The 25,286-nt window shown below is 74.5% G+C and carries 23 protein-coding genes; 10 read left to right on the top strand and 13 right to left on the bottom strand.

Annotated elements, in window-relative coordinates:
* Positions 1-149 precede the first annotated feature (149 nt).
* From ACFY0O_RS06865 to uvrB, 3 genes are all read right to left on the bottom strand, one after another.
* Positions 150-2,093, bottom strand: coding sequence for a TerD family protein (locus tag ACFY0O_RS06865; RefSeq protein WP_388943696.1), 1,944 nt, complete (start codon positions 2,091-2,093; stop codon positions 150-152).
* 46 nt (positions 2,094-2,139) lie between these two features.
* Positions 2,140-2,718 (bottom strand): TerD family protein, encoded by a 579-nt coding sequence (locus ACFY0O_RS06870; RefSeq protein ID WP_358893165.1) that lies wholly within the window; start codon positions 2,716-2,718, stop codon positions 2,140-2,142.
* Between the two features lie 77 nt (positions 2,719-2,795).
* Complete coding sequence (gene uvrB / locus ACFY0O_RS06875) at positions 2,796-4,955, bottom strand: excinuclease ABC subunit UvrB (RefSeq protein WP_388943698.1); 2,160 nt, start codon at positions 4,953-4,955, stop codon at positions 2,796-2,798.
* 268 nt (positions 4,956-5,223) lie between these two features.
* On the opposite strand from uvrB, the gene ACFY0O_RS06880 reads away from it, so the two are divergent.
* The 3 genes from ACFY0O_RS06880 to ACFY0O_RS06890 all read left to right on the top strand — a co-directional run bounded on the left by ACFY0O_RS06880 (position 5,224) and on the right by ACFY0O_RS06890 (position 8,310).
* The gene (locus ACFY0O_RS06880; protein WP_388943701.1) at positions 5,224-6,126 is read left to right on the top strand and encodes a glycerophosphodiester phosphodiesterase; all 903 of its coding nucleotides are present in this window, start codon (positions 5,224-5,226) and stop codon (positions 6,124-6,126) included.
* A 146-nt stretch (positions 6,127-6,272) separates the two neighbouring features.
* Positions 6,273-6,836 carry a methylated-DNA--[protein]-cysteine S-methyltransferase gene (locus ACFY0O_RS06885; RefSeq protein ID WP_388943703.1) on the top strand — a complete coding sequence of 188 codons (564 nt, stop codon included), beginning with the start codon at positions 6,273-6,275 and terminating at the stop codon, positions 6,834-6,836.
* A 163-nt stretch (positions 6,837-6,999) separates the two neighbouring features.
* Positions 7,000-8,310 carry an MFS transporter gene (locus tag ACFY0O_RS06890; protein ID WP_388943705.1) on the top strand — a complete coding sequence of 437 codons (1,311 nt, stop codon included), beginning with the start codon at positions 7,000-7,002 and terminating at the stop codon, positions 8,308-8,310.
* A gap of 18 nt (positions 8,311-8,328) precedes the next feature.
* On the opposite strand, the gene ACFY0O_RS06895 is transcribed toward ACFY0O_RS06890, so the two are convergent.
* Positions 8,329-8,703 (bottom strand): cupin domain-containing protein, encoded by a 375-nt coding sequence (locus ACFY0O_RS06895; RefSeq protein WP_358893170.1) that lies wholly within the window; start codon positions 8,701-8,703, stop codon positions 8,329-8,331.
* Between the two features lie 159 nt (positions 8,704-8,862).
* On the opposite strand from ACFY0O_RS06895, the gene ACFY0O_RS06900 reads away from it, so the two are divergent.
* Positions 8,863-9,795, top strand: coding sequence for a pseudouridine-5'-phosphate glycosidase (locus tag ACFY0O_RS06900; RefSeq protein WP_388943708.1), 933 nt, complete (start codon positions 8,863-8,865; stop codon positions 9,793-9,795).
* Positions 9,792-10,685 (top strand): carbohydrate kinase family protein, encoded by an 894-nt coding sequence (locus ACFY0O_RS06905; protein WP_388943710.1) that lies wholly within the window; start codon positions 9,792-9,794, stop codon positions 10,683-10,685. The genes ACFY0O_RS06900 and ACFY0O_RS06905 overlap by 4 nt, the downstream gene beginning before the upstream one ends.
* Positions 10,686-10,703: 18 nt before the next feature.
* Here the strand turns inward: ACFY0O_RS06905 and ACFY0O_RS06910 are convergent, their stop codons facing one another.
* Positions 10,704-11,345, bottom strand: a complete 642-nt coding sequence (locus ACFY0O_RS06910; protein ID WP_388943712.1) for a uridine kinase — start codon at positions 11,343-11,345, stop codon at positions 10,704-10,706.
* Between the two features lie 92 nt (positions 11,346-11,437).
* Between ACFY0O_RS06910 and ACFY0O_RS06915 the strand changes: the two genes are divergently transcribed.
* A complete protein-coding gene (locus ACFY0O_RS06915; RefSeq protein WP_388943714.1) occupies positions 11,438-12,883 on the top strand; it encodes a WGR domain-containing protein in 1,446 nt (481 codons plus the stop codon).
* Positions 12,884-12,980: 97 nt separating this feature from the next.
* On the opposite strand, the gene ACFY0O_RS06920 is transcribed toward ACFY0O_RS06915, so the two are convergent.
* A complete protein-coding gene (locus ACFY0O_RS06920) occupies positions 12,981-13,352 on the bottom strand; it encodes a cupin domain-containing protein (RefSeq protein ID WP_388943716.1) in 372 nt (123 codons plus the stop codon).
* Positions 13,353-13,504: 152 nt separating this feature from the next.
* Between ACFY0O_RS06920 and ACFY0O_RS06925 the strand changes: the two genes are divergently transcribed.
* Positions 13,505-14,164, top strand: coding sequence for a DUF2293 domain-containing protein (locus ACFY0O_RS06925; RefSeq protein WP_388943718.1), 660 nt, complete (start codon positions 13,505-13,507; stop codon positions 14,162-14,164).
* Here ACFY0O_RS06925 and ACFY0O_RS06930 read toward each other — a convergent pair.
* Positions 14,157-14,840 carry a chaplin gene (locus tag ACFY0O_RS06930; protein WP_388943721.1) on the bottom strand — a complete coding sequence of 228 codons (684 nt, stop codon included), beginning with the start codon at positions 14,838-14,840 and terminating at the stop codon, positions 14,157-14,159. The genes ACFY0O_RS06925 and ACFY0O_RS06930 overlap by 8 nt on opposite strands.
* A 129-nt stretch (positions 14,841-14,969) precedes the next feature.
* On the opposite strand from ACFY0O_RS06930, the gene ACFY0O_RS06935 reads away from it, so the two are divergent.
* The gene (locus ACFY0O_RS06935; protein WP_358893180.1) at positions 14,970-15,518 is read left to right on the top strand and encodes a hypothetical protein; all 549 of its coding nucleotides are present in this window, start codon (positions 14,970-14,972) and stop codon (positions 15,516-15,518) included.
* On the opposite strand, the gene ACFY0O_RS06940 is transcribed toward ACFY0O_RS06935, so the two are convergent.
* Complete coding sequence (locus ACFY0O_RS06940) at positions 15,499-16,704, bottom strand: SWIM zinc finger family protein (RefSeq protein ID WP_388943724.1); 1,206 nt, start codon at positions 16,702-16,704, stop codon at positions 15,499-15,501. The two genes, ACFY0O_RS06935 and ACFY0O_RS06940, sit on opposite strands and share 20 nt — an antisense overlap.
* The gene (locus tag ACFY0O_RS06945) at positions 16,701-19,496 is read right to left on the bottom strand and encodes an SNF2-related protein (protein WP_388944509.1); all 2,796 of its coding nucleotides are present in this window, start codon (positions 19,494-19,496) and stop codon (positions 16,701-16,703) included. Before ACFY0O_RS06945 ends, ACFY0O_RS06940 begins: the two co-directional genes overlap by 4 nt.
* A gap of 261 nt (positions 19,497-19,757) precedes the next feature.
* On the opposite strand from ACFY0O_RS06945, the gene ACFY0O_RS06950 reads away from it, so the two are divergent.
* Positions 19,758-20,018: a DUF6343 family protein gene (locus ACFY0O_RS06950; RefSeq protein WP_358893182.1), complete on the top strand. Its 261-nt coding sequence runs from the start codon at positions 19,758-19,760 to the stop codon at positions 20,016-20,018.
* A gap of 39 nt (positions 20,019-20,057) precedes the next feature.
* Here ACFY0O_RS06950 and ACFY0O_RS06955 read toward each other — a convergent pair whose 3' ends face one another.
* The 4 genes from ACFY0O_RS06955 to rpsA all read right to left on the bottom strand — a co-directional run bounded on the left by ACFY0O_RS06955 (position 20,058) and on the right by rpsA (position 24,062).
* Entirely contained in the window at positions 20,058-20,462 is a 405-nt protein-coding gene (locus ACFY0O_RS06955) for a tetratricopeptide repeat protein (RefSeq protein ID WP_388943726.1), read from the bottom strand.
* Positions 20,463-20,688: 226 nt separating this feature from the next.
* Positions 20,689-21,324: a dephospho-CoA kinase gene (coaE, locus tag ACFY0O_RS06960; RefSeq protein ID WP_388943728.1), complete on the bottom strand. Its 636-nt coding sequence runs from the start codon at positions 21,322-21,324 to the stop codon at positions 20,689-20,691.
* Between the two features lie 82 nt (positions 21,325-21,406).
* A complete protein-coding gene (locus tag ACFY0O_RS06965; RefSeq protein ID WP_388943730.1) occupies positions 21,407-22,345 on the bottom strand; it encodes a PAC2 family protein in 939 nt (312 codons plus the stop codon).
* Positions 22,346-22,547: 202 nt separating this feature from the next.
* Positions 22,548-24,062: a 30S ribosomal protein S1 gene (gene rpsA / locus ACFY0O_RS06970; protein ID WP_042812805.1), complete on the bottom strand. Its 1,515-nt coding sequence runs from the start codon at positions 24,060-24,062 to the stop codon at positions 22,548-22,550.
* Positions 24,063-24,434: 372 nt separating this feature from the next.
* Between rpsA and ACFY0O_RS06975 the strand changes: the two genes are divergently transcribed.
* Positions 24,435-25,283, top strand: coding sequence for a class I SAM-dependent methyltransferase (locus ACFY0O_RS06975; protein ID WP_388943732.1), 849 nt, complete (start codon positions 24,435-24,437; stop codon positions 25,281-25,283).
* Positions 25,284-25,286: the final 3 nt, after the last annotated feature.

Consider the following 25,286-nt stretch of genomic DNA (forward strand, 5'->3'; position numbering starts at 1 on the left):
GGACCACTGCGTCGATGGAACCGAGCAGTCCGTATTGACGGGTACGCCGCGCAGGAAATAGCAGGAATACTCCCCTCCGCAGGCTCCAGAGTACCCGCGGAAGGGGTCAAAGGTAAAGGGATCCCCAAAGAAGGGTCACCCGATGGTCATCAGCGGGCCCGTGCGACGCGCTCCAGTGCCTGCTCCAGGACCCGGCTGCCCTGCGGGGGCAGGTCCGGCTCGAAGGTCCAGGCGTGCTGGACCCAGGGGTCGGCGAGGTGGTGGTCCGGTACGGGAGACAGCCTCATCAGCGAACGCCACAGCGGGTCCAGCAGCGGCCCGTACGCCGAGGCCTCGTCCCGGTCCGCCACCATCAGCAGGTGCACGCCGACCGAGGGGCCCTCGTCCGCCAGGTAGCGCAACTGGGTGACGGCCCGGTCGTCGAAGCCGTGCGGGAAGTCGTGCACGACGAGCAGCTGCTCGGCCGGGTCCAGGTCCGGGGGAAGGTCCTCGGGCGCGCCCGCGCGCAGGGCCATCTGCACGAGGTCCACCCGGCGGGTCAGCCGCGCGAGGGTCTGCGCCACCCCGGCGGCGCCCGTCGCGGGCGGCCCGGCCAGCACCCCGGCGCGGACCAGCGGGGCCAGCGAGGCGGCACCCGCGCCGGCCGCGTCGATCACGTGGACGGAGATCCGGCCTGCCGGGTGGACGGCGAGCAGCCGGGCGGCGTGGGCGACGGCCATGTCCATGGCGGCGCGGCGCAGCCGGTCGGTGTCCATCGTCATGGCGGCTTCGGAGCCGGTGCGGCCGTTGTCGATCCACAGGCCGCGCTCCATCGGGAGCCGCATCAGCATGGGGATCTTCAGCCCGGGGCTCTCGGGCAGGCTGAGGTTGCCCAGGCGCAGGGCGAGGGGGCCCTCCTCCGGGACGCCCTGGCCGTGCCAGACGGGGTTGTCCCAGCGGGCGTACGCGGCGGGGAGGGCGGGTTCGACCACGTCGGACTCGGCGGTGAGCTGGGCCAGGTCCCGGTCGAGGACGGCGCGGGCCTGGGCGACCAGGTCGTCGCGGCGGGCCCGGGCGGTCTCCCGGGCGTCGCCGCCGGCGCCGCCGAGGCGGTGGCGCGGGTCGGACAGGGCCTCGTCCAGCTCCCGGTCCAGCCGGGAGTCGGCGAAGTCGACGGCGCCGCGGTAGGCCGCGACGCTGCGGGCCAGGTCCTCGAACATGCCCCAGACCTGGTTGTAGAGCCGCTCGTCCATGGACCAGCCGGTGGCGTCACCGGCGACGGGGACGGGCGGCCCGTCGGGGTCGGCGGGGGCGGCCGCGGGGCGGGGGGCCGGTTCGGGCGCCTCGGTGGTGGTGCGGCGGCGGCGCGGGTGGGCGTAGTCGACGGTGGGCCGGCCGTCGGCGGGCGCGGCCGGGGCGGGGTCCGGGGTGCCGGCGTAGGGGACCCCGGAGACCGGGAGCGGCTCCGGCGGCCCGGGTGCTGCCGCGGGCTCCGGCGGGGCCGGCTGGCGCGCGGTGTCCCGCGCGTGCGGCGGAAGGGCGGCGAGCGAGCGGTCGCCGCCCCCGGTGGGCGCGGCCGTGCGCAGGGCGTCGGCGGCCAGGGCCTCGGCCTCGGGCGCGGCCAGTCCCCCGTCGGCGAGGAGGGCGGCGAGTCCGGCGGCGTACCCCTGGCCGACGGCCCGGACCTTCCAGGCGCCCTGGCGGCGGTAGAGCTCCAGGGCGATCAGGGCGGTCTCGGCGTCCAGATCGGTGAGGGCGAAGGAGGCGAACTCGCTCCCGCCCGCCTCTGCCACCGCGAGGTGCGGGGCGGGGACGGCGCCGAAACGCGGGGGGCCGCCGGGCGGCAGGACGAGGAGCAGGCCGATCCGGTGGACCTCCGCCGCGACGGCGTCGAGGTCGACGGCCAGGGTGTGCCGGTCGCCGGGGGCGGCGGGCACCTGGACCCCGGGGAGGCCGGGGGCGCCGGGGTGGGCCAGGGCCCCGGGGCCGGTGAGCAGGCCCCGCTCGTCGGCCAGCGAGGCCAGCGCGAGCACCGCGGTGCCGGCCGAGACCCTGACCTCCACCCGGCTGTGGGGCACGGGGTGGTTCTGCCCCCGGACCAGTTCGGCCGTCATCGTGCAGCCCCTCCCCCGTGCCTTCTTCTCTTGTTCCCCGTCGTGCTTACAGGTGCGGCAGGATCGCCGGCATGAGGTCCTGGAAGGTCCGGCCGTTGGCCGGGTTGCCGAGGGCCGTCATCTGCCAGCCGGAGCCGACCCGGGACACCTTCGCCATGATCTGCGCGGTGTACTGGCCGCCGCCGTCGAGGGTGTAGCGGGCCAGTTCCTGGCCGTTGGTCTCGTCGACGATGCGGCAGAACGCGTTCTGCACTTCCTGGAAGGTCTGGCCGGTGAAGGAGTTCACCGTGAAGACGATCGTGTCGATGTGCACCGGCACGCGCTGGAGGTCGACGAGGATGGCCTCGTCGTCCCCGCCCTGGCCGACGCCGCCGACCAGGTTGTCACCGGTGTGCCGGACCGAGCCGTCGTCGCTCTGCAGGTGCCGGAAGAACACCACGTCCACGGGCTGCTTGTCGGCGAACAGCACCGCGGAGGCGTCCAGGTCGATCTCGCGGGTGCGCGAGCCGAACAGCCCCCGGCGCTTGGCCGCCTGCCAGCCGAGGCCCATCCGGACCGCGGTCAGCGTGCCGCCGCCCTGCTTCTCCAGGCTGATGGCCTGACCCTTGGTCATGTTGACCGTCACGCGCGTCCCCTCTCCATAGCCACCCCCAGGCAGCGTGTACCTGCGGCCGTTCCCACACCCTACTGACCGGCCCCGGGTCAGGCGAGGCCCGCTTCGCGCATCTGCCGGAGCTCCTTCTTCAGCTCGCCCACCTCGTCGCGGATCCGGGCCGCGACCTCGAACTGGAGCTCGGCGGCGGCCCCCCGCATCCGCTCGGTCATCTGCTCGATGAGGGCGGCCAGTTCGGCGGCGGGCCGGTCCGTGAGCACCTCGGCGGCCTTGGCGCCCTTCGCCGCCTTCGCCCCCTTGGCCGCCTTGCCGGCCTTCGCCGACGCGGCCGCGCCCAGGGCCGGGACGGGGGCCTTGGCGCCCTTGCCGTCCTTGGCCTGCCGGTAGCCGGTGCCGAGCAGCTGTTCGGTGTCGAGCTCCTCGCGGGCGATGGTCGCGACGATGTCGTTGATCTTCTTGCGGAGCGGCTGCGGGTCGATCCCGTTGGCCGTGTTGTACGCGATCTGCTTCTCGCGGCGCCGGTTGGTCTCCTCGATGGCCCTCTCCATCGCCGGGGTCATCTTGTCCGCGTACATGTGGACCTGGCCGGAGACGTTGCGCGCGGCGCGGCCGATGGTCTGGATGAGGGAGGTCCCGGAGCGCAGGAAGCCCTCCTTGTCCGCGTCGAGGATCGCCACGAGCGAGACCTCGGGCAGGTCGAGGCCCTCGCGCAGCAGGTTGATGCCGACCAGGACGTCGTACTCGCCGGCGCGCAGCTCGCGCAGCAGCTCGATGCGGCGCAGGGTGTCCACGTCGCTGTGCAGGTAGCGGACCTGGATGCCGAGCTCCAGGAAGTAGTCGGTGAGGTCCTCGGCCATCTTCTTGGTGAGGGTGGTGACCAGGACGCGCTCGTCCTTCTCCACCCGGGCGCGGATCTCGTGCACCAGGTCGTCGATCTGGCCCTCGGTGGGCTTGACGACGACCTCCGGGTCGACGAGGCCGGTGGGGCGGATGATCTGCTCCACGAAGCCGTCGGCGCGGGAGAGCTCGTAGTTCCCGGGGGTGGCCGACAGGTAGACGGTCTGGCCGATCCGCTCCTGGAACTCCTCCCACTTCAGCGGACGGTTGTCCAGCGCGGACGGCAGCCGGAAGCCGTGGTCGACCAGGGTCCGCTTGCGGGAGGCGTCGCCCTCGTACATGGCGCCGATCTGCGGCACGGTGACGTGCGACTCGTCGATGACGAGGAGGAAGTCCTCGGGGAAGTAGTCGATGAGGGTGTTGGGCGCCGAGCCGCGCTCGCGGTCGTCCATGTGCAGCGAGTAGTTCTCGATGCCGGAGCAGGAGCCGATCTGGCGCATCATCTCCAGGTCGTAGGTGGTGCGCATGCGCAGCCGCTGGGCCTCCAGCATCTTGCCCTGCTTCTCCAGCTCGGCGAGGCGCTCGGCCAGCTCGGCCTCGATGCCGCGGATCGCCTTCTCCATCCGCTCGGGGCCGGCGACGTAGTGGCTGGCGGGGAAGACGTACAGCTCGCGGTCCTCGCTGATGACCTCGCCGGTCAGCGGGTGCAGCGTGGAGAGCGCCTCGATCTCGTCACCGAACATCTCGATGCGGACGGCCAGTTCCTCGTAGACCGGGAAGATCTCGATGGTGTCGCCGCGCACCCGGAAGGTCCCCCGGGTGAAGGCGACGTCGTTGCGGGTGTACTGGATGTCGACGAAGCGGCGCAGCAGCTGGTCCCGGTCGATCTCCTCGCCCACCTTGAGCGGGACCATCCGGTCCACGTACTCCTGCGGGGTGCCGAGGCCGTAGATGCAGGACACCGAGGCGACGACGATCACGTCGCGCCGGGTGAGCAGCGAGTTGGTCGCGGAGTGGCGCAGCCGCTCCACCTCCTCGTTGATCGAGGAGTCCTTCTCGATGTAGGTGTCCGACTGCGGAACGTAGGCCTCGGGCTGATAGTAGTCGTAGTACGACACGAAGTATTCGACGGCGTTGTTCGGCAGGAGCTCGCGGAACTCGTTCGCCAGCTGGGCGGCGAGGGTCTTGTTCGGCGCCATCACCAGGGTCGGGCGCTGGAGCTTCTCGATCATCCACGCGGTGGTGGCCGACTTGCCGGTGCCGGTCGCACCGAGCAGGACGACATCCTTCTCACCTGCGCGGATGCGCTTCTCCAGCTCGGCGATGGCCGCCGGCTGGTCGCCGCTGGGCTGGTAGGGGCTGACGACCTCGAAAGGCGCCACCGTGCGTTCGATCTTCGATACGGGCCGCATGACTCCACCGTACGGCCCCCCACTGACACTCGGGCGCCCGCACGCGCCCCGCCCCCCTGACCCGGTGGTCCGGCGGGCGTCCGAAGGGTCCGTCGGACGGAGCGGGCCTCCTCCTTTCTGGTCCGTTTGTCGTAGTTCGGTGGCGTCCGCGTGATCTTCGAGCCCATGATCGCGGTGAACGCTCCGCCGTGAAGTGCACAGCCACAACGACTGCCGCTCCGCACCCGTCTGACGCAGGAACAGGGCTCACGACCCGAGGAGAACGCACATGTACGTCCGAACCGCCGCCGCGGCAGCCGCCGCCTTCCTGGGCCTCACCCTGACCGTGCTGGGCGGGACGGCGTGGCCCGCCGCCACGGGCCCCGGATCCTCACCGGGCTCGTCGGGGCTCCTGGGCCCCACGGTGTACGCCCACCGGGGCGCCTCCGCGTACGCCCCGGAGAACACCCTGGCGGCGATCGACCTGGCGATGCGGCTGGGCTTCGACTGGGTCGAGAACGACGTCCAGCGGACCAAGGACGGCGAGCTGGTGGTGGTCCACGACGACACCCTGGCCCGCACCACCGACGTCGAGCAGGTCTTCCCCGACCGCAAGCCGTGGCGGGTCAAGGACTTCACGGCGGCGGAGATCGCCCGGCTGGACGCGGGGAGCTGGTTCTCCCCGCGGTTCGCCGGCGCCCGGGTGCCGACCCTGCGGCAGTACATGGAGCGGGTCCAGGACAACCACCAGCGGCTGCTGCTGGAGATCAAGAAGCCGGAGCTCTACCCCGGGATCGAGGAGCAGACGCTGCGGGTCCTGCGGGAGACCGGCTGGCTGGACGCCCGGCACGTCTCGCGGCGCCTGGTGGTGCAGAGCTTCAGCGCCGACTCCGTGCGCGTCGTGCACCGGCTGCGCCCCGACCTGGTCACGGCCTTCCTGGGCACCCCGACCGTGGCCGACCTGCCGAAGTACGCGGAGTTCACCGACCGGATCAACCCGTGGCACACGACGATCTCGGCCGACTGGGTGGCGGCGGTGCACGCGCTGCGGGGGGCGCACGGCAGGACGATGGAGGTGGACACCTGGATCGTCGACGACGCGCCGACGGCCCGGAAGGTGCGGGAGATGGGGGTGGACGGGATCATCACCAACGCCCCGGACGTCGTACGGGGAGCCGTGGGCGGCTTCTAGGCCCGGCGCGTGGCCCCGGGCGCGGGCGCGGACCGTGGCCCGGCGCGTGGCCCCGGGCGCGGGCCCGGCGGCGGGCGCGGACCCGTGGCGCGGGCCGGCCCGGCGGCGGGGGCGGGGCTGTCGGTGGGGCGCCGTACCGTTGAGGCGTGGACAGCACCGAGCGGCCCCGCGGGCCGCACCTCGAATGGACCGTCCTCCCGAGCGAGGTCGGTCCCCTGCTCCTGGCCGCGACCCCCGAGGGTCTGGTCCGGGTGGAGTTCCATGCCGGGCCCGACCGGGTCGGCCGGATGATCGGCGCGCTGGTCTCCCGGCTCGGCGCCGATGCCTGGCGGCCGGACCCGGGCCGGGAAGTGCTGCTGGCCGAGCCGATACGCCAGCTCAAGGCCTATTTCGCCGGCACGCTGCGCCGCTTCGACCTGCCCCTGGACTGGCGGCTCAGCTCGGGGTTCAACCGCCAGGTGCTGCTGGAGCTCGACCGCTCGGTGCCCTACGGCTCGGTGGTCGGCTACGGGGAACTGGCGGCCCGGGTCGGACAGCCGGGGGCGGCCCAGGCCGTGGGCAACGCCATGGGCTCGAACCCGCTGCCGCTGGTGGTGGCCTGCCACCGCGTGGTGGAGAACGACGGGGGCATCGGGGGCTTCGGGGGCGGTGTGGAGGCCAAGCGGACCCTGCTCGCGCTGGAGGGCGTCCTGCCGCAGCCACTGTTCTAGAGGCGCGCGCCCTCTGGACCCCCCTGCTCCCCCACCACCCGGTTCCCCCCGGCGGTAAGGGGTGGCACACTGCCGCGGTGACTACTCCTGCCGCCTGCGGCCCCACCGCGTACGGTCCTGCCCCGGACGTCCCGCCCGCGCCCCCGCGACGGGGGTGTCCGGCATGACCGCCTCCCCCGCGACCCCGCCCGCCGCCTCCGCCGCCGCCCCCACAGCCGCGTCGTCCGTCACCGCGGCGGATCTGCCGCGCATCCAGCGCCGGATCTCCTCGGTGCTGATCGCCGGGCAGATGCTGGGCGGCCTGGGCGTGCCCATCAGCATCGCCCTGGCCCCCGTGCTGGCCACCGAGATCAGCGGCACCGAGGCCCTGTCCGGGTTCGCCTCCACCGCCGCGGTGATCGGCACCGCCCTGGTCTCCCTGCCGCTCGCCGCCCTGACCACCGCGCGCGGCCGCCGGGCGGGGCTGCTGACCGGGTACGCGATCGGCACGGTCGGGGCGGTTCTGGTCGTCCTGGCCGCCTCCGTGCGGAGCTTCCCGCTGCTCATGCTCGGCATGGCCGCCTTCGGCGCCGCCTCCTCCGCCAACCTCCAGGCCCGCTTCGCCGCCGCCGACCTCGCCGCCCCGGACCGCCGGGCCCGGGCGATCTCGGTGGTCGTGTGGGCCTCCACCATCGGCGCGGTGCTCGGCCCGAACCTCTCCGCCCCGGCCAGTGACAGCTTCGCCGGCACCTCCATACCCCCGACGGCCGGGCCCTTCGTGTGGGCGGCCGCCGTCTTCGTCCTCACCGCCACCCTGCTCGGCGTACTGCTGCGGCCCGACCCGCTGCTGACCGCCCGGGCCCTCGCCGGGCCCGGGGAGGAGTCCCGGCAGGGCCGCTCGCTGCGGGCCGGGCTCGCCGCCGTGAAGGCCTCGCCGCGGGCCCGGCTCGCGCTGCTCACCGTCGCGGTGTCGCACACCACCATGGTCTCGATCATGGTGATGACCCCGGTCGACCTCGGTCACCACGGCGCCGGCCTGAAGCTGGTCGGGCTGGTGATCAGCGGGCACATCGCGGGCATGTTCGCGTTCTCGCCCGCCATGGGCTGGCTCGCCGACCGGCTCGGCCGGCTCTCCGTGATCGGCCTGGCGGCCGGGCTGCTCTCGGTCGCCGCCCTGCTGGCCGGTACGGCCGCCGGGAACCACGCGCAGAGCGCGGCGGGGCTCTTCCTGCTCGGCCTCGGCTGGTCCGCCGGCATGGTCTCCGGCTCGGCACTGCTGACCGACTCGGTGCCGCAGCCCGCGCGGGCCGCCGTCCAGGGCCTGAGCGACCTGACGATGAACGCGGCGGCCGGTCTGGGCGGCGCGGCCGCCGGTCTGGTGATGTCCCAGGCGGGCTACGGCTGGCTCAACGCCATCGGCGCCTCGCTGCTGCTGCCGATGGCCGCGCTGGCCCTGTTCACCGCCCGGCGCCACCCGGTGGCCGGCGCGCGGTGAGGACTGCCGCCGGGCCCCTCAGAGGTTGATGTGGTAGGCCTTGCGCAGCGTCTCGTGGACCGTCCAGGTGGTCTTGTCGCCCTCGCGCAGCACGCAGGCGGAGCCGGGGCCGACCTCGAGCGTCCCGCCGCCCTCGACCTCGACGGTGGCGCGGCCGCTGACCACCACGAACAGCTCGTCGGCCTCGGTGTCGGTGACCACCCCCGGGGTGATCTGCCAGATGCCCCGGATCTGGGAGCCGTCGGCGGACTCCCAGAGCACCTTGCCGGTCACCACCGGGGTACCGGAGACGATCTGTGCGGGGTCGAGGTCCTCGGCCTCCAGCTCGCTGTCGGGGACGTCCGCGACGGAGACGGCGAAGGAGGCGGGGGCGCTGTGGTCACTGGTGCTCATGGTGCGTCAGCCTAGGGGGGTCGCAGGGGCGGCGGGGTGAACACAGCGTCCAGCGCGGACGCGGCGCACACGTCACTCCGTCGAGCCGAGGGGGCGGCTTCGCGCCGTCGTGGGGAGGGGCGCGTTTGGGGGCGCGCGTGCCGTGCCATGGATGGGGACATGCCACAGCACGCAGCAGCCGAGGTCCCGGTCCTGTCGGAAGAGGTGCGCGAGGCGCTCGCCGCGCGCAGGCCCGTCGTCGCCCTGGAGTCGACGATCCTCGCGCACGGCCTGCCCCGGCCCCGCAATCTGGCGGTGGGCCTGGAGCTGGAGGAGCTCGTCAGGGCGGAGGGTGCGGTGCCGGCGACGGTCGCGGTGGTCGACGGGGTGGCGTACGCGGGCCTGGACAAGGCCCGTCTGGAGCGGATCGCGGCGGGCGAGGGGGTGCGCAAGCTCGGCCACCGCGACCTGGCGCCGGCGCTCGCCTCCGGTGCCACGGGCGCCACGACCGTCTCGGCCACGGCCTTCCTGGCCGCGCGGGCCGGGCTGCGGGTCTTCGCCACGGGCGGGCTGGGCGGCGTGCACCGGGAGTTCGCGCGGAGCCAGGACGAGTCGGCGGACCTGTCGCTGCTGGCCCGCACCCGGATCACGGTGGTGTGCGCGGGGGTGAAGTCGATCCTGGACGTCCCCGCCACGCTCCAGCGGCTGGAGACGCTCGGCGTCGCCGTCGTCGGCTACCGGACCCGCGCCTTCCCCGGCTTCTACCTGGCCGACTCCGGCGAGCCGGTCGACTGGACGGTGGAGGAGCCGGCCGAGGTGGCGGAGCTGATGGCGGCCCAGGACCTGCTGGGCGGAGCGGAGTCGGCCCTGCTGGTGGCCAACCCGGTCCCCGTCTCCGAGCAGCTGGACCCCGCGCTCCACGACCGCGTCCTGGCGCAGGCCCTGGCCGAATGCCGGGAGCGCGGGATCACGGGGCAGGCGGTGACACCGTTCCTGCTGGGGTTCCTGGTACGGGCGACGGGCGGGGCCTCGCTGGAGGCGAACCTGGCGGCGGTACGGGGCAACGTACGGCTCGGCGCCCGGATCGCCGGGGCGTGGGCGGCGCGGGCATGACGGCGTCGACGGGTGCGCTGCTGGTCGTCGGGGACGTGGTCACGGACGTGGTGGCGGTGCACCGCGAGCCCCTCGCCCCGGCCACCGACACCGCGGCCCGCATCCGCACCCTGCCCGGCGGCGCCGGCGCCAACGCGGCCTGCTGGGCGGCCCACACGGGCACCGCCGAGGTACGGCTCCTGGCGCGGGTCGGCTGCGAGTCGGCGCGCTGGCACGAGCGGGCGCTGGTCGACGCGGGGGTGCGGCCCCGGCTGGTGGTGGACCCGGCCGAGCCGACCGGGACGGTGGTGGCGCTGGTCGGGGCGGACGCGGAGCGGACGTTCCTGACCGACAGCGGGGCCTCCCTGCGGCTGTGCCCGGCCGACTGGGCGCCCGCCCTGCTGGACGGGGCGGCCCACCTCCACCTGTCCGGCTACCTGTTCTTCGCCGACTCCAGCCGGGAGCTCGCCCTGGTCGCGCTGCGGGCCGCGCGGACCCGGGGGGTGCCGGTCAGTGTGGACCCCGCCTCGGCGGGGTTCCTGGCCGGGCTGGGCCCCGAGGACTTCCTGGCGGCGGTGGCGGGCGTCGGGACCCTCCTGCCCAACGAGGACGAGGCCCGGCTGCTGGCCGGGGTCGCGGACACGGCCCGGGCCGCGGAGTCGCTCAGCCGGCGGATCCCGCTGGTGGTGGTGACCCGCGGCACGGGCGGGGCGCTCGTCGCCGAGGGCGGCCGGATCACGGCCGAGGTCGAGGCGGAACCGGCGGACGCGGTGGACACCACCGGCGCGGGCGACGCCTTCACCGGCGGCTTCCTGGCGGCCCGCCTCTCCGGCGCCACCCCACCCACCGCGGCCCGCGCGGGCTGCCACGCGGCAGCCCACGCGATAACCCGCCTGGGCGGCCGCCCCTAGCCGGCTCGCCCGACGGGGCTAGCGTTCGCGGATGTCGGTCCAGGCCGGGTGGCGGGGGTCGTCCGCGCGGACCAGGGCGTTCGCGGTGGTCGCGGGGTCCGTGTCGCGGGCGTAGCGGGCGAATGCCGGGAGGGTCCAGTGGTCCGCGGGGGCCGTGCGGCGGGCCAGGGCCGCGGGGGAGAGGCTGATGTGCACGGTGAGGTCGAAGGGGAACCAGTGGCCCAGCAGCAGCGGGCCGTGCAGGATCAGGACGCCGCCCGGCGGGAGTTGCGTGTAGGGGCTGCGGGTGGCGCGGTCGGTCACCGGGTCCCACAGGTCCGGCAGGACGCGGCCGGTGCCGCCCGGGTCCGTCGGCGCGAAGACCTCCCGCCAGAGCGCGCCCGTGTCGTACCAGCCGCCGAGGTAGGCGTCCACGTCCTGCCGGCCGAACTCGAACCGCAGCGACGCCGGCCGCAGGAAGCCCCCGGCCGCCACCACCAGCGCGGAACGCCCGCGCCGGCGCAGGGCGTCGGCCAGTTCGGCCGCGAGGACCCCGGTGTCGGCGGCGGGCGCGCCGTCGATGCCCACGCGCTGCCAGGGGCCGCCGTCCGCGGGCGGTGCGTCGAGGTGGCCGGCGAGCCGCTCGGCCATCCGCTGCCAGGTGATCGCTTCCAGCTTCACGGACCCATTGTCAGTGGTCGCCCTTAGCGTTTTTCACGAGGGATCACCGGTGAACAGGAGCCGGCGGCCCGACTCTTGGGGAGGGGTCTGTCATGGCTCGGGAGACGACGTACCTGGAGCTGTCGCAGGAGGACGGCGCGGCGCACAAGTTCTACGAGGTGAGCGTCGACGGCGTCCTCGTCTCGGTGCGCTACGGCCGTATCGGCGCGGCCGGCCAGCTGCAGAGTTCGTCGTTCCCGACCGCGGAGAAGGCGCGGGCCGCCGCGGCCAAGAAGATCGGCGAGAAGGTCCGCAAGGGGTACGCCCCCGCGGTCCGGGGGGCGCGCGCGGCGCGGTCGGTGACCCGCCGGCAGGTGGCCTCGGCGCCGTCGACGGCCCGGGCGGTGGCCCCGGTCCTGTGGCGCTTCCGCACCGGGTCGGCGGCCTTCGGCATCCATGTGGACGAGGACCGCTGCTGGGTGGGCAACCAGGCGGGCGACGTCTACACGGTCAGCCACGGCGGGGAGGTGCTGGCCCGGTACTCGCTGCCGGACGGGGTGAAGTGCCTGGTCGCCGACGAGTTCTGGATCTACGCGGGCTGTGACGACGGCACGGTGTACGACCTGTCGTCCAAGGTGCCGTTCGGGGCGTACGGGATAGCCGCGGACGTGGACATCTACTGGCTCGACATCCACGAGGGCGTGCTGCACGTCTCGGACGCCAACGGCGGCCTGACGGTCATCGACCACGAGGACGAGCACCAGTGGTCGCGCAAGTCCGCGGGCAACGGCGCCTGGATGGTCCGCGCGGACGAGCGGGCGGTGTACCACGGTCACGGCGGCGGTGTGACGGCCTACGCGGCGGACGGCACGGGCCAGTTGTGGCACACGGGCACGCCGGGCGGGGTGCTGTTCGGCTGGCAGGAGCAGGACGCGGTGTACGCGGGGACGGTGCGCAACACCGTGCAGCGGCTGTCGAAGGCGACGGGCGCGGTCGAGGCCTCGTACCGGTGCGACGCGGCGGTGTACTCGTGCGCGACCTCGCCGGACGGGAGGCACGTGTTCGCCGGTGACTCCTCGTCCTCGGTGTACTGCTTCGACGCCGCCGGGCGGCGGCTGTGGAAGTTGGGCACCGGGAGCGGGTCGGCGCTGTCGATGCAGTACCTGGACGAGCGGCTCTACCTGGTGACGACGGACGGTTCGCTGGTGTGCGTGGACGCGAGCGAGGCGGCGATCGCGGCCGCCCAGCTGGGCTCCGTGCCGACCGCGGTGGACGTGAAGTCGGCGGCGGCGCTGCCGGTGTTCACCCCGGCGGCCTCGGCCGCCGCCGTGGCGACGGTGTCGGTGGCTGCGGTGCCCTCGGGGGGCGTGGTGGTCGAGTGCGTCCAGGTGGGCGGGCGGATGCGGGTGCAGGTGGTGTCGGACGGTTTCGAGCCGAGCTGGAACGTGCAGTTCCCGCGGGGGATACGGGAGGCCGGGGCCCGCTACGTGGTGGACGGTCTGCATGCGGCGACCGGAGGCTTCTACCGGGTGCGGGGCGAGATACGCCGGCTGGTCTGACCGGGCGGCCGGGGGCTGCCGGGACCGGGGGGGCCGCTGCGGCCCGCGCGGGGGGTGCCGTGGTGGACGGGGGTCTCCACGGCACCGCCCGGGCGGGTCAGGGCGTGTGGTCCGGGCAGCCGCAGGGGGCGGCGCCGAGCGGGGCGGGGGCGGGGAGGGCCCAGGGGTCGTCGTCGGCGAGTGCGCAGGTGACGTGGAGGACGACGGGGGCGGGGCCGAGGTTGCGGCCGAGGTGGACGTGGTCGTGGCCTTCGGGTTCCACGAAGGTGGCCCCCGTCGGGTGGACCTCCACGGTGCCGTCGGACAGGATCCGGGTGAGGGTGCCCGAGGTGACCGCCGCCATCAGCGGTACGAGGTGGTAGTGCCAGCCGGTGCAGCCGCCGGGCGGTATGACGACCTCCCGGCCCGAGAGGTACGCGGGGAGCCGCGTTCCCGTGCGTCTCTCCGTCGTCGCCTGCCGTATGCCCATGTGCTCTCCTCCACGGGCTCGCCGCGTCCCGTACCGGCTCCCGTACCGGGCCACGCTAAGTGGAGGTCATGAGGTCCGGACAGATTTTGCGAACAACCAATTACCCATCTCCACAAGGTGATATAGGGAGCGGTCGGCGGTATCACACCGGCATGAGTCTCGTCGTCTTCGAGTCACTGAGACCGATCCACTGCGCCGAGTGCCGGCGGGGTCCGCTGCGGCACCTCGTCCGCGAGTCCGGGGTGCCGCGCTGCCTGGACTGCGCCGACCTCGGGCACCTCGTGTACCTGCCGCGCGGAGACGCGGCGCTCACCCGCCGGGCGCGGGAGGCCAGTTCGCTGTCGGCCGTGGTGGTGCGCCGGCACCGGGGGCGCCGGCGCTACGAGCGCCAGGGGCTGCTGGTCGAGGACGCCGCCCTGGCCCGGGCCGAGCGCGCCTGCCTCGCGGACGCCGACGCCCGGGCCCGGCGCCGGGAGCGCGACCGGCTGCGCCGGGCGGCCGAGGACGTACGGTTCACGGCCGCCTTCGGCGCCGAGATCCTGCGGCTGTTCCCCGGCTGTCCGCCCGAGCGGGCGCGGGCGATCGCCGCCCACGCCTCGGTGCGCGGTAGCGGCCGGGTCGGCCGCACCGCGGCCGGCCGGGCCCTGGACGAGCAGGCGGTGTCGATGGCGGTCCGGGCGGCCGTGCGGCACACCGACACCGAGTACGACGCGCTGCTGATGGCCGGGGTGCACCGGTTCGAGGCCCGCGCCCGGCTGGCGGCGCGGATCGACGCGATCCTCGACGGCTGGCGCGCGGGGCCCGTCAGCTGACGCGGAAGCGCCGGTAGAGCATCACCCCGCCGAACAGCAGGGCGCCGCTGCCGGGCAGCAGGTAGCCGAGCCCTTCGGAGCCGGTGTGGGCGAGGGCCGCCGGACCGCCCGGCGGGAGCGAGGGGGCCGGGGTCGCGGGCGGGGTGACGGGCCGTTCGGTGACCGGCGGCAGCGGCTGGGGCGGCTTGGGGCCGCTGGGGGTCTCGCCGTTGACGGAGGTGTTCCCGTGGGAGGCGTTGCCCGCGCCGACGACGCTCACCGAGTTCCCGCTGAGGTTCAGCGGGAGGTCGACGGGGAGCTGGATGCCGTTGCCGGACAGGACCCCCGGAGAATCCTTTCCGCGCCCCTGCGCCTCAGCCCCTCCCCCTTGGCCGGCCCCGGGTTTCGACGGATGGGAGGGCCGGGGATCGGGATGCCCGCCGTCCGGGCCCGCCTGGGTACAGCGGTTGCCCGAGGCCGGGTTGAGCACACCGACCACGCTCACCGTGTTCCCGCACACGTTCACCGGGACGTGGACCGGCAGCTGCACCAGGTTCCCCGAGAGCAGCCCCGGCGAACGCTCGGCGGTCCCGCCCGCGTCGGAGTCGGCGTGGGCGAAACCGCCCACTCCCGCCACCGCCAGGCCGCCACCCGCGACCATCGCCGCGATCAAGCCGTTCCGACGACTGTGACGCATCAGCATTTCCTGCCTTCCGGAGGGGTTTCACGGGCGTCGGGCCCGTACCGGGGACAACGCGGTGGACCCGTTCGGGTTATAGAGCCGGTAGGCATTTCACTCCATCGTGTACTGGGTAGTGCCTACTTCATGACAGAACGACCGCTGCTCCTGCTGGACGTGGACGGCCCGCTCAACCCCTTCCGGTCCCTCTCCGCGGGCCTGCGCGGCTACACCAGCCACCGCATGCGCCCGGACGTCTGGCTCTCCTACCGCGACCCGGAATCCCGCCGGGCCCGGCGCGGGGTGCGGGTGCGCCTGCACCCCTCGCACGGGGCACGCCTGCTGGCCCTGCCCTTCGAACTCGCCTGGGCCACCGCCTGGACCCACCAGGCCAACACCCTGATCGCCCCGCACATCGGGCTGCCCGCCGACCTCCCCGTGGTCGACTGGCCGCAGCTGTTCGCCCGCGATCCGGACGGCCTGTCCTGGAAGACCCGCCACCTGCTCGACTGGGCGGCCGGGCGGCCCTTCGCCTGGGTCGACGACATGATCACCCCGCAGGACCGGGCCTGGGTCCGCGAGCACCATCCGGCTCCGGCCCTCCTGCTGCGCGTCCTGCCCCGCCACGGCCTGCGCGACCGGGACTTCGCGGCCCTGTCCTCCTGGGCGGCCGGGCTCAGCCCCGCAGGGCGCTGACCGGGTCCGGGGAGGGCCGGCCGGTGGGCCACCAGTCGTCCGTCCCCGGACGGGACTCGTAGGCGTACCAGAGGCCGTCGCGGCCCAGGCGCAGCTGGCGGGTGAGGTCCGTGAGGCGGTTGCGTGCGGGGCGGAAGGAGCCCAGGCCGGCGGCGAGCAGGGCGGGGCGGGCCCGGTCGAAGGGCCCGGCCGGCGGGTCCCACGGCTCGTCGAGGACGGTCAGCGCGGGCAGCCCGCCCTGCCGCCAGGCCGCCGCGGCCCGGGCCAGGTCGGTGGTGGTCCGCCCGGTGGCCCGGGCCAGGTCGCGGTAGAGGGCGCGGGCGGCTCCGGTCAGCCCCGCCGTGGGGTGCGCGGAGGCCAGCCGGACGGCGTCCTGCCAGAGGCCGAGCCCGCCGATCGGGTCCTCACCCGTGGTGAGCAGGGCCAGGGCGCGGGCGGCGGCGTCACCGGCGAGCTGCTCCAGCGCCAGCGGGTCCGGGGCCGCCGGGTCGGACGGGTAGGCGGGCGGCGCCCCCACCGCCGCCGGGGCGGCGAGCGGGGCGGGCAGCGGGGGCAGGACGGTGCGGGCCACCGCGGCGCGGGCGGGGACCGCGGGGAAGTCCGGCGCGGTATCGGGCCGTTCGCGCGCGGCGTGCGCCGCGTTGCGCCGGGTCAGGTCCTCCAGGAGCTCCCGCTCGCCCCGGCCCCGCAGGAGCAGCAGGACGAACGGGTCGGTGTCCAGGAGGCGGGCGGCCCGGTAGCAGAGGGCCGCCGCGTGCTTGCAGGGCGGACGCGCGGGGTCCGGGCAGGAGCAGCGCGCCCGCAGTTCGCCAGCCCGGGGCAGGACCAACCCGGCGAGGGACTGCGGGACCTCCCGCTCCAGCAGCGCGGCCAGCGCGGCGGGATCCGCGGCCACCGCCTCCAGCGCCTCGGCCCACTCGGCGTCGTCGAAGGCGGCCAGGGCCAGCTCGGTGCGGTAGGGGCGGGCCCGGCTGCCCCGGACGTAGGCCACGATCCGGCCGGGGGTGACCGTCACCGCGTCGACGTGCCCCTCGGTGGCGTACGCACGGCCGCGCGCGAGGCGGGCCGGATCCGGGGCGCGCTCCTCCAGGGCGCGCACCCAGGCCCGGCCCCACCAGGTCACGGCCTCCGGCCCGGCGGGCACGGTCTCGAAGGTGCGGCGGCGGTCGTCCCGCGCGGTGATCACGCGGGCCTCCGCAGGGAGACGAGGTCGGCCAGCTCGCGGTCGGTGAGCTCGGTCAGCGCGGACTCGCCGGAGCCCAGCACCGCGTCGGCGAGGGCGCGTTTGGCTTCGAGGAGTTCGGCGATGCGGTCCTCGACGGTGCCTTCGGCGATGATGCGGTGGACCTGGACGGGCTGGGTCTGGCCGATGCGGTAGGCCCGGTCGGTGGCCTGTTCCTCGACGGCCGGGTTCCACCAGCGGTCGTAGTGCACGACGTGCCCCGCGCGGGTGAGGTTGAGGCCGGTGCCGGCGGCCTTGAGGGAGAGCAGGAAGACGGGCACGGCCCCGGACTGGAAGCGGTCGACGAGCTCCTCGCGGCGGGGCACCGGGGTGCCGCCGTGCAGGAGCTGGGTGGGGACGCCCCGGGCCGCGAGGTGCCGTTCGAGGATGCGGGCCATGGTCACGTACTGGGTGAAGACCAGGACCGAGCCGCCCTCGGCCAGGATGGTGTCCAGCAGCTCGTCGAGCAGGGCGAGTTTGCCCGAGCGGTGCGGGATGCGCGGCTCGGCCTCCCGCAGGTACTGCGCCGGGTGGTTGCAGATCTGCTTGAGCGAGGCCAGCAGCTTCATGATCATGCCGCGCCGCTCGATGCCCTCGCTGCCCTCGATCACGGCCATCGCCTCCTGCACCGCCGCCTGGTAGAGCGAGACCTGCTCCCGGGTCAGGGACACCGGATGGTCGGTCTCGGTCTTCGGCGGCAGCTCGGGGGCGATCCCGGGGTCGGACTTCTTGCGGCGCAGCAGGAACGGCCGCACCAGCGCGGCCAGCCGGGCGACGGCCGCCTCGTTGCCGCCGTCCTCCTCCTGCTGGTGCTCCACGGGGCGGGCGTGCCGGGCGCGGAAGGCCGGGAGCGGGCCCAGCAGCCCGGGGGTGGTCCAGTCGAGGAGCGCCCACAGCTCGGAGAGGTTGTTCTCCACCGGGGTACCGGTCAGCGCCACCCGCGCCGGGGCCGGGATCGTCCGCAGCGCCTTCGCGGTCGCCGAATGCGGGTTCTTCACGTGCTGTGCCTCGTCGGCGACGACCAGCCCCCAGCGCTGGGCGGCCAGCCGCCCGGCCGAGGCCCGCATCGTCCCGTAGGTGGTGAGGACGAAGCCGCCGTCGAGGGAGTCGAGGCTGCGGTCCCCGCCGTGGAAGCGGCGCACCGGCGTGCCGGGCGCGAACCTCTCGATCTCCCGCTGCCAGTTCCCCAGCAGCGACGCCGGGCACACCACCAGCGTGGGCTCCGGGCGGGCCCGGTGCAGGTGCAGCGCGATCAGCGTGACCGTCTTGCCCAGCCCCATGTCGTCGGCGAGACAGCCCCCGAGCCCCAGCGAGGTCATCAGGTCCAGCCAGGCCAGGCCCCGCAGCTGGTAGTCCCGCAGGGTGGCCTTGAGCCCCGGCGGGGCCGCGACGGGGGCCAGCTCGCCCGTCAGCCGGTCCCGCAGCGCCGCGAGCGCGCCCACCGGGACCGCCTCCACCGGCTGTCCGTCGACCTCGGCCGTCCCCGTCAGCACGGTGGCCAGCGCGTCCACCGGGTCCAGCAGGCCCAGCTCCCGCTTGCGCGCCCTGCGCACCAGCTCGGGGTCGACCCGCACCCACTGGTCGCGCAGCCGCACCACCGGCCGGTGGGCCTCGGCGAGGGCGTCCATCTCCGAGGGGGTGAGCCGGTCCCCGCCGAGCGCGAGCTCCCACGAGAAGGCGAACAGCCCGGCGGCGTCGAAGAAGGCCGTGCCGTCGGTGGCGGAGCCGGGCGCGGCCGGGCGGACGACGGCGGTGGCGGTGAGGGTACGGGCGAGCTCGCGCGGCCAGTGCACCACGACCCCGGCCCGCTCCAGCCGGGTCGCGGCGGCGCCCAGCAGGTCTTCGAGCTCCGGGTCGGACAGCGCGAGGGCGTCGGGCACGGGCTGGTCGAGCAGGCGCAGCAGCGGCGGCCAGACCCGGCCGGCCCGGCGCAGCGCGAGCACCGCGTCGATCCGGGCGCGCGGCCCGAAGCCGGCCGCGGCGGCCCCGGCCCACAGCTGCCCGGCGTCCGTCACCAGGGTCGGGTCGGCGAGGCTGTGCACCTGGACCACGGCCGCCCCGGCGCGGCGGACGTCCTCCGGCTCGGCCTCGTCGAAGAGGCGGAAGGCGGACAGGTCGAGCCGCAGGGAGATCCCCACCCCGGCATCGGCGCCGGCCGCGACCTGCGCGGCCCATTCCCGTATCCCGGGCACCTGCTGCGGCTGCACCGCCGCGAAGGGCGCTCCGACGGCGACCGGCGCGGCCGGGGTGCGCGGCAGGGTGTCGGCGACGGCGTCGAGGAAGGCCCGGACCAGGGCCTGTGGTTCGGGCAGCGCCAGCGGACGGCGCCCGGGGAGCGGGGTCGCGTACCCCTCGTACGGGAGGGCGGCGGCGACGGCGCGCAGGTGGCCGACGTCATCGGCGTCGAGCGGACCGGCCCGCCAGGCGTCGACCCCGCCGGGCGTGAGCCCGGGCAGCAGGCGGCCCCGCGCCGCGAGGGCGAGGGCCTGGACGGCGGCGGTGCCCCAGGCCCGCGTGGCGGGATGGGCGGCGGGGCTGTGCGCGGCCCGGGTGAGCAGGGGCAGGGCGTCGGCCACGGAGAGGGTCAGGGCGGGCACGGTACGGGTGCGGACCCCGGAGCCGTGCGGCCGCACCACCGGCAGCGGATGCGGGGTCCCGGGGCCCTCGGGCAGCGGCTCCCCCTCGGGGCACCAGAAGGCCACCCGCCCCTCGCGCGGGACCTCGGCGGGGAGGAACACCGCGGCCCGGCGCAGCAACGGCGGCGGCGCCGACGCCGGATGCGGCGCCTGCCGGTACGGCGATGCCTGATGCGGCGGCGGCTGGTACGGCGACCGCTGGTGCGGCTGCGTGGTCACGGGTCCCCCTCCCTGCTCCTCGGTGCTCCGCCCTGTCATGGCGGATCCCATGCCGCCGAGTCTAGGTGCGGCCACTGACAACGCCGCTGACCTGCGCATACGCGAAGCCCGCGAGGCGTGCCACCATGGAAGGGAGGTCTCCGTCGGGGCGAGGGGATGGCCATGCGAAGCGGAAACGAGCCCCTGACCGCCCGCAGCCCGCTGCGGCTGCGGTTCTGGCTCAGTGTGTGGGGGCTGATCTGGGCGGCCGCCGGCGCGGCCGCGTTCTCCCTGGCCGAACGGCCCGGCTGGGCCGCGGCCTGCGCGGCCCTGGCGGTGCTGGCCGCGGTGGACCTGGCGGTGGTGGTCCACCACATCCATCAGGGCCCGCACTACCAGCCGGGCCGCGACGTCCCCCCGTACGAGCCCCCGCGCAGCCGCTGACGGGCGCCGACGGGCGCGCGCGTCCTGCCGGGCTGACCGTCAGCCCTCGAAGCGGGCCGCCTCCAGGTACGCGGGCTGCGGGTCGAGGGCGGCGGCGAGCCGGAAGTGCCGCCGGGCCCGCTCGGGCCGGCCCGCGCGCTCGTGGGTGCGGGCGAGGGCGAAGTGGGCGAAGGCGTTGTCCGGCTCCCGCTCCAGGACCAGCTCGAACTCCAGCTGCGCGGGCCGCAGCTGGGCCGCCGCGAAGAAGGCCCGGGCACGCAGCAGGCGCGCCGCGGTGTTCTCGGGGTGGGCGGCTATGACGGAGTCGAGCAGCCGGACCGCGCCGCGCGGGTCGCGGGCTTCGAGGAGCTGCTCGGCGGCCCGGTAGTCGATGACGTGCGTCTCGGGGCTCGGGGGGCCTGCGGGCTCCCGCGGGGACGGCGGCGTGGGCGTGGTGTCGGGCACAGTATGTCTCCTTCCCTCTGCGCACGCCCTCAACGCACCGCCGCACCACGGTTGTTCCCCGGTGACGCGCCGGCCGCGCCGCGCTACTCCGCGCGGGCCGGGCGCTCTGCGGCCCCCCGTGCCCGGGCGTGCCGCACGCGCACACGCCACGCCCGCGGCCCACGCCACGAGCACCCCCGCGGCGAGCGGCCCCACGCCGGGAGCACCCGCGCGGCGAGCCGCCCGCCTACTCCGCCGAAGCGGTGCGTTCCGCGTTCTCCTCGCGCTCCGCGGCCCGTTCGCGGAGGCGCTCCCACACCGCGCGGACCTGGGGCTCCAGTGCCTCCAGCGGGCCGTCGTTGTCGATCACCAGCGTGGCCACCGCCAGCCGCTGTTCCCGGGTGGCCTGCGCGGCCATGCGGGCGCGGGCCTCCTCCTCGGTCATCCCGCGCAGCGCGGTGAGCCGGGCCAGCTGCGTCGCCGGTGCGGCGTCCACGACGACCACCAGGTCGTACAGCGGCGCGAGGCCGTTCTCGGTGAGGAGCGGTACGTCGTGGACCACGATCGCGTCGGGTCCGGCGGCCCCCTCCAGCTCGGCGGACCGGGCCCCGACCAGCGGGTGCACGATCGCGTTCAGCGTGCGGAGCTTCTCGGGGTCGGCGAAGACGATCGCCCCCAGCTTCGGCCGGTCCAGCGTCCCGTCGCCGGCCAGCACGGACTCCCCGAAGGCCTCCACCACGGCCGCCAGGCCTGGCGTGCCGGGCTCCACGACCTCCCGTGCGATCCGGTCGGCGTCCACGACGACCGCCCCGTACCCCGCCAGCAGCCGCGAGACCTCGCTCTTGCCGGCACCGATTCCGCCTGTCAGGCCCACCTTCAGCATGCCCAGCACCCTAGCGTCCCGTCCCCTGGCGGCTCCGGCCGCATCCCCCGCTTCCCGGCCCCGCCGCCCGTTCCGGTCACGCCTACGCGTCGCCCTCGCGCTCCGCGAGGAACCGCTCGAACTCGCGGCCGAGCTCGTCGGCCGTCGGGATCTCGGCCGGCTCGGCGATCATGTTGCCCCGGGTCTCGGCCCCGGCGGCGGCGTCGTACTGGTGCTCCAGCCCCTGGACGAGGCCGACGAGTTCCTCGTCGCCCTCACGGATCTGCCGGTCGATCTCCGTCTGCGTGCGGTGCGCCTCGGTGCGCAGGGCGTGCGCGACGGCCGGCAGGACCAGGCCGGTCGCCGCCGTGATCGCCTCGAGCGCGGTGAGCGCGGCGTCCGGGTACGGGGAGCGGGCGACGTAGTGCGGCACGTGCGCAGCGACGCCGAGCACGTCGTGCCCGGCCTGGCCGAGGCGGAACTCGACGAGCGACTCGGCGCTGCCCGGGACCTGGGCCTCGTCGAAGGGGCTGCGGTGTCCGGGCATCAGGTCGGTGCGGTTGCCGTGCGGGGTGATGCCGACGGGCCGGGTGTGGGGCACGCCCATGGGGATGCCGTGGAAGTTGACCGAGAGCCGGACGCCCAGCCGCTCGACGATCTGGCGGACGGCGACGGCGAAGCGCTCCCACTCCACGTCCGGCTCGGGGCCGGACAGGAGCAGGAAGGGGGCGCCGGTGGCGTCCTGCACGAGGCGGACCTCCAGGCGGGGCTCCTCGAACTCCGTCCAGTGGTCGCGCTGGAAGGTCAGCAGCGGGCGGCGTGCCCGGTAGTCCACCAGCCGGTCCGCGTCGAAGCGGGCCACCACCTGGTGGGGCAGGGTGTCGAGGAGCCGTTCGACGATCTGCTCGCCGGTCTCGCCGGCGTCGATGTAGCCCTCGAAGTGGTAGAGCATGACCAGTCCGGCCGAGTCCTGGGCCAGCGCCATGTCGGCCACCGCCAGACCCTTGGCGTCCCATTCGTACAGACCCTGTGGATCACGCACCGTCACCACTCCTCCCTCGCGCCGTGTTCTCTGCAAGGAACGTCCAAGGAGGCCCGACCATTCCCCGGTTGGCCGCATTCACCGGAACGCAACACGAGCGGGCGCGGCACGGGAAACGCGACGAGGCCCGCCCCCCGAAGGGGACGGGCCTCGCCGTTCAGCTCACTTCACGCCGGAGCGTGGAGCACTCGCTGCGCTGCGATCAGCTCTGGCCGCCGGCCAGCTTCTCGCGGAGCGCGGCCAGGGCCTCGTCGGACGCCAGGGCGCCGGAGGTCTCGTCCGCACCCTCGGAGGAGTAGGAGCCACCGGAGATGCCCGCACCGGCGTTGCCACCGGCGGCCGGGGCGGTCTCGCCCGCGGCGGCAGCGGCCTCGTCGGCCTCGCGGCTCTTGATGACCTGCGCCTGGTGCTGCTCGAAGCGGACCTGCGCCTCGGCGTACTGGCGCTCCCACGTCTCGCGCTGGGTCTCGTAGCCCTCGAGCCAGTCGTTGGTCTCGGGGTCGAAGCCCTCGGGGTAGATGTAGTTGCCCTGGTCGTCGTAGGACGCGGCCATGCCGTACAGGGTCGGGTCGAACTCGACCGACGCCGGGTCGGCACCGAAGGACTCGTTGGCCTGCTTGAGGGACAGCGAGATCCGGCGACGCTCGAGGTCGATGTCGATGACCTTGACGAAGATCTCGTCGTTGACCTGGACGACCTGCTCCGGGATCTCCACGTGGCGCTCGGCCAGCTCGGAGATGTGGACCAGACCCTCGATGCCCTCGTCCACGCGGACGAACGCACCGAACGGAACCAGCTTGGTGACCTTACCCGGGACGACCTGGCCGATCTGGTGGGTCCGGGCGAACTGCTGCCACGGGTCCTCCTGCGTCGCCTTCAGCGACAGGGAGACGCGCTCGCGGTCCATGTCCACGTCGAGGACCTCGACGGTGACTTCCTGACCGACCTCGACGACCTCGGACGGGTGGTCGATGTGCTTCCAGGACAGCTCGGAGACGTGGACGAGACCGTCGACGCCGCCCAGGTCCACGAACGCACCGAAGTTGACGATCGAGGAGACGACGCCGGAGCGGACCTGACCCTTCTGCAGGGTGGTGAGGAACGTCTGGCGAACCTCGGACTGGGTCTGCTCGAGCCAGGCGCGGCGGGACAGGACCACGTTGTTGCGGTTCTTGTCCAGCTCGATGATCTTCGCCTCGAGCTCCTTGCCCACGTAGGGCTGGAGGTCGCGGACGCGACGCATCTCGACCAGGGAGGCCGGAAGGAAGCCGCGGAGGCCGATGTCGAGGATGAGACCACCCTTGACGACCTCGATGACGGTACCGGTGACGATGCCGTCTTCTTCCTTGATCTTCTCGATCGTGCCCCAGGCACGCTCGTACTGAGCGCGCTTCTTGGACAGGATCAGGCGGCCTTCCTTGTCCTCCTTCTGGAGAACCAGGGCCTCGATCTCGTCACCGACCTTGACGACCTCGTTCGGGTCGACGTCGTGCTTGATCGAGAGCTCGCGGCTCGGGATCACGCCTTCCGTCTTGTAACCGATGTCGAGCAGGACCTCGTCCCGGTCGACCTTCACGATGACGCCGTCGACGATGTCGCCGTCGTTGAAGTACTTGATCGTCTCGTCGATCGCGGCCAGGAAGGCTTCCGCGTTACCGATGTCGTTGACCGCTACCTGCGGAGTGGTGGTGGCGGTGGTCTCGGTGCTGCTCGTCATGTGGGAAAGGGCTCCGGTTACGGACAGAAAGTCGTAGGTACTGCTACGCCGGGAGCCCTTATCGGCATCTGCCGATGAAGCCGGACAGCCAAGGAAGCCCATCCCCCGCAAGGGGTAGGGGCCTCGAAAACCGAGGGGACATTCAACAGATGCAAGCGCAGCCTGCTACGTCTGAGGAGCACAGGCTCGCAGCGCAACTTGTAGCATACGGGGGCAGTCGGACCGGGTCAATGCGCGAAGGCGCACACCGCGGGCGGATCGCCGCATAACCGGCACAATTCGTGGGCGGCAACGCCCTGATGAGCGATCCGCACGGATTTTCAGCCGTCCGGGTGCCATACCAGCCATCCGCAGACTACGACGACGGGCCCCATGAACCAAGAGGACCGCACCCCCGAAGACGCCTACGAGGCGCAGGACGTGTCCGAGGACGACGCCGAGGCCACCCGCCGCGCGGCCGGGGAGGCGGAGAGCAGCCGCGCCAGCCGCGGCTGGTGGGACCGCAACGCCGACGAGTACCAGAGCGAACACGGCGCGTTCCTGGGCGACGACCGCTTCGTCTGGGGCCCCGAGGGCCTGGACGAGGAGGAGGCCGCGCTGCTGGGCCCGGCCGCCTCCCTCAAGGGCAAGGACGTCCTGGAGATCGGCGCCGGCGCCGCCCAGTGCTCGCGCTGGCTCGCCGCGCGGGGGGCCCGCCCGGTGGCGCTGGACCTCTCCCACCGCCAGCTCCAGCACGCCCTGCGCATCGGCGGCGAGGTGCCGCTGGTGGAGGCGGACGCCGGCCGGCTGCCCTTCCGCGACGCCTCCTTCGACCTGGCCTGCTCCGCGTACGGTGCGGTCCCCTTCGTGGCCGACCCGGTGGGCGTGATGCGCGAGGTGCACCGCGTGCTGCGCCCCGGCGGCCGCTGGGTCTTCTCCGTCACCCACCCCATCCGCTGGGCCTTCCCCGACGAGCCCGGCCCGGAGGGGCTGTCGGTGTCCGCCTCCTACTTCGACCGGACCCCGTACGTCGAGCAGGACGAGGAGGGCCGCGCCCTCTACGTGGAACACCACCGCACCGTCGGCGACCGGGTCCGCGACGTGGTCGCGGGCGGCTTCCGGCTGCTGGACCTGGTGGAGCCGGAGTGGCCGGAGTGGAACGCCCAGGAGTGGGGCGGCTGGTCCCCGCTGCGCGGCAACCTGATCCCGGGCACGGCGATCTTCGTGTGCGAGAGGGACTGATCC

Origin of the sequence: Streptomyces sp. NPDC001594, assembly GCF_042893675.1 — a bacterium.
GTDB lineage: Bacteria > Actinomycetota > Actinomycetes > Streptomycetales > Streptomycetaceae > Streptomyces.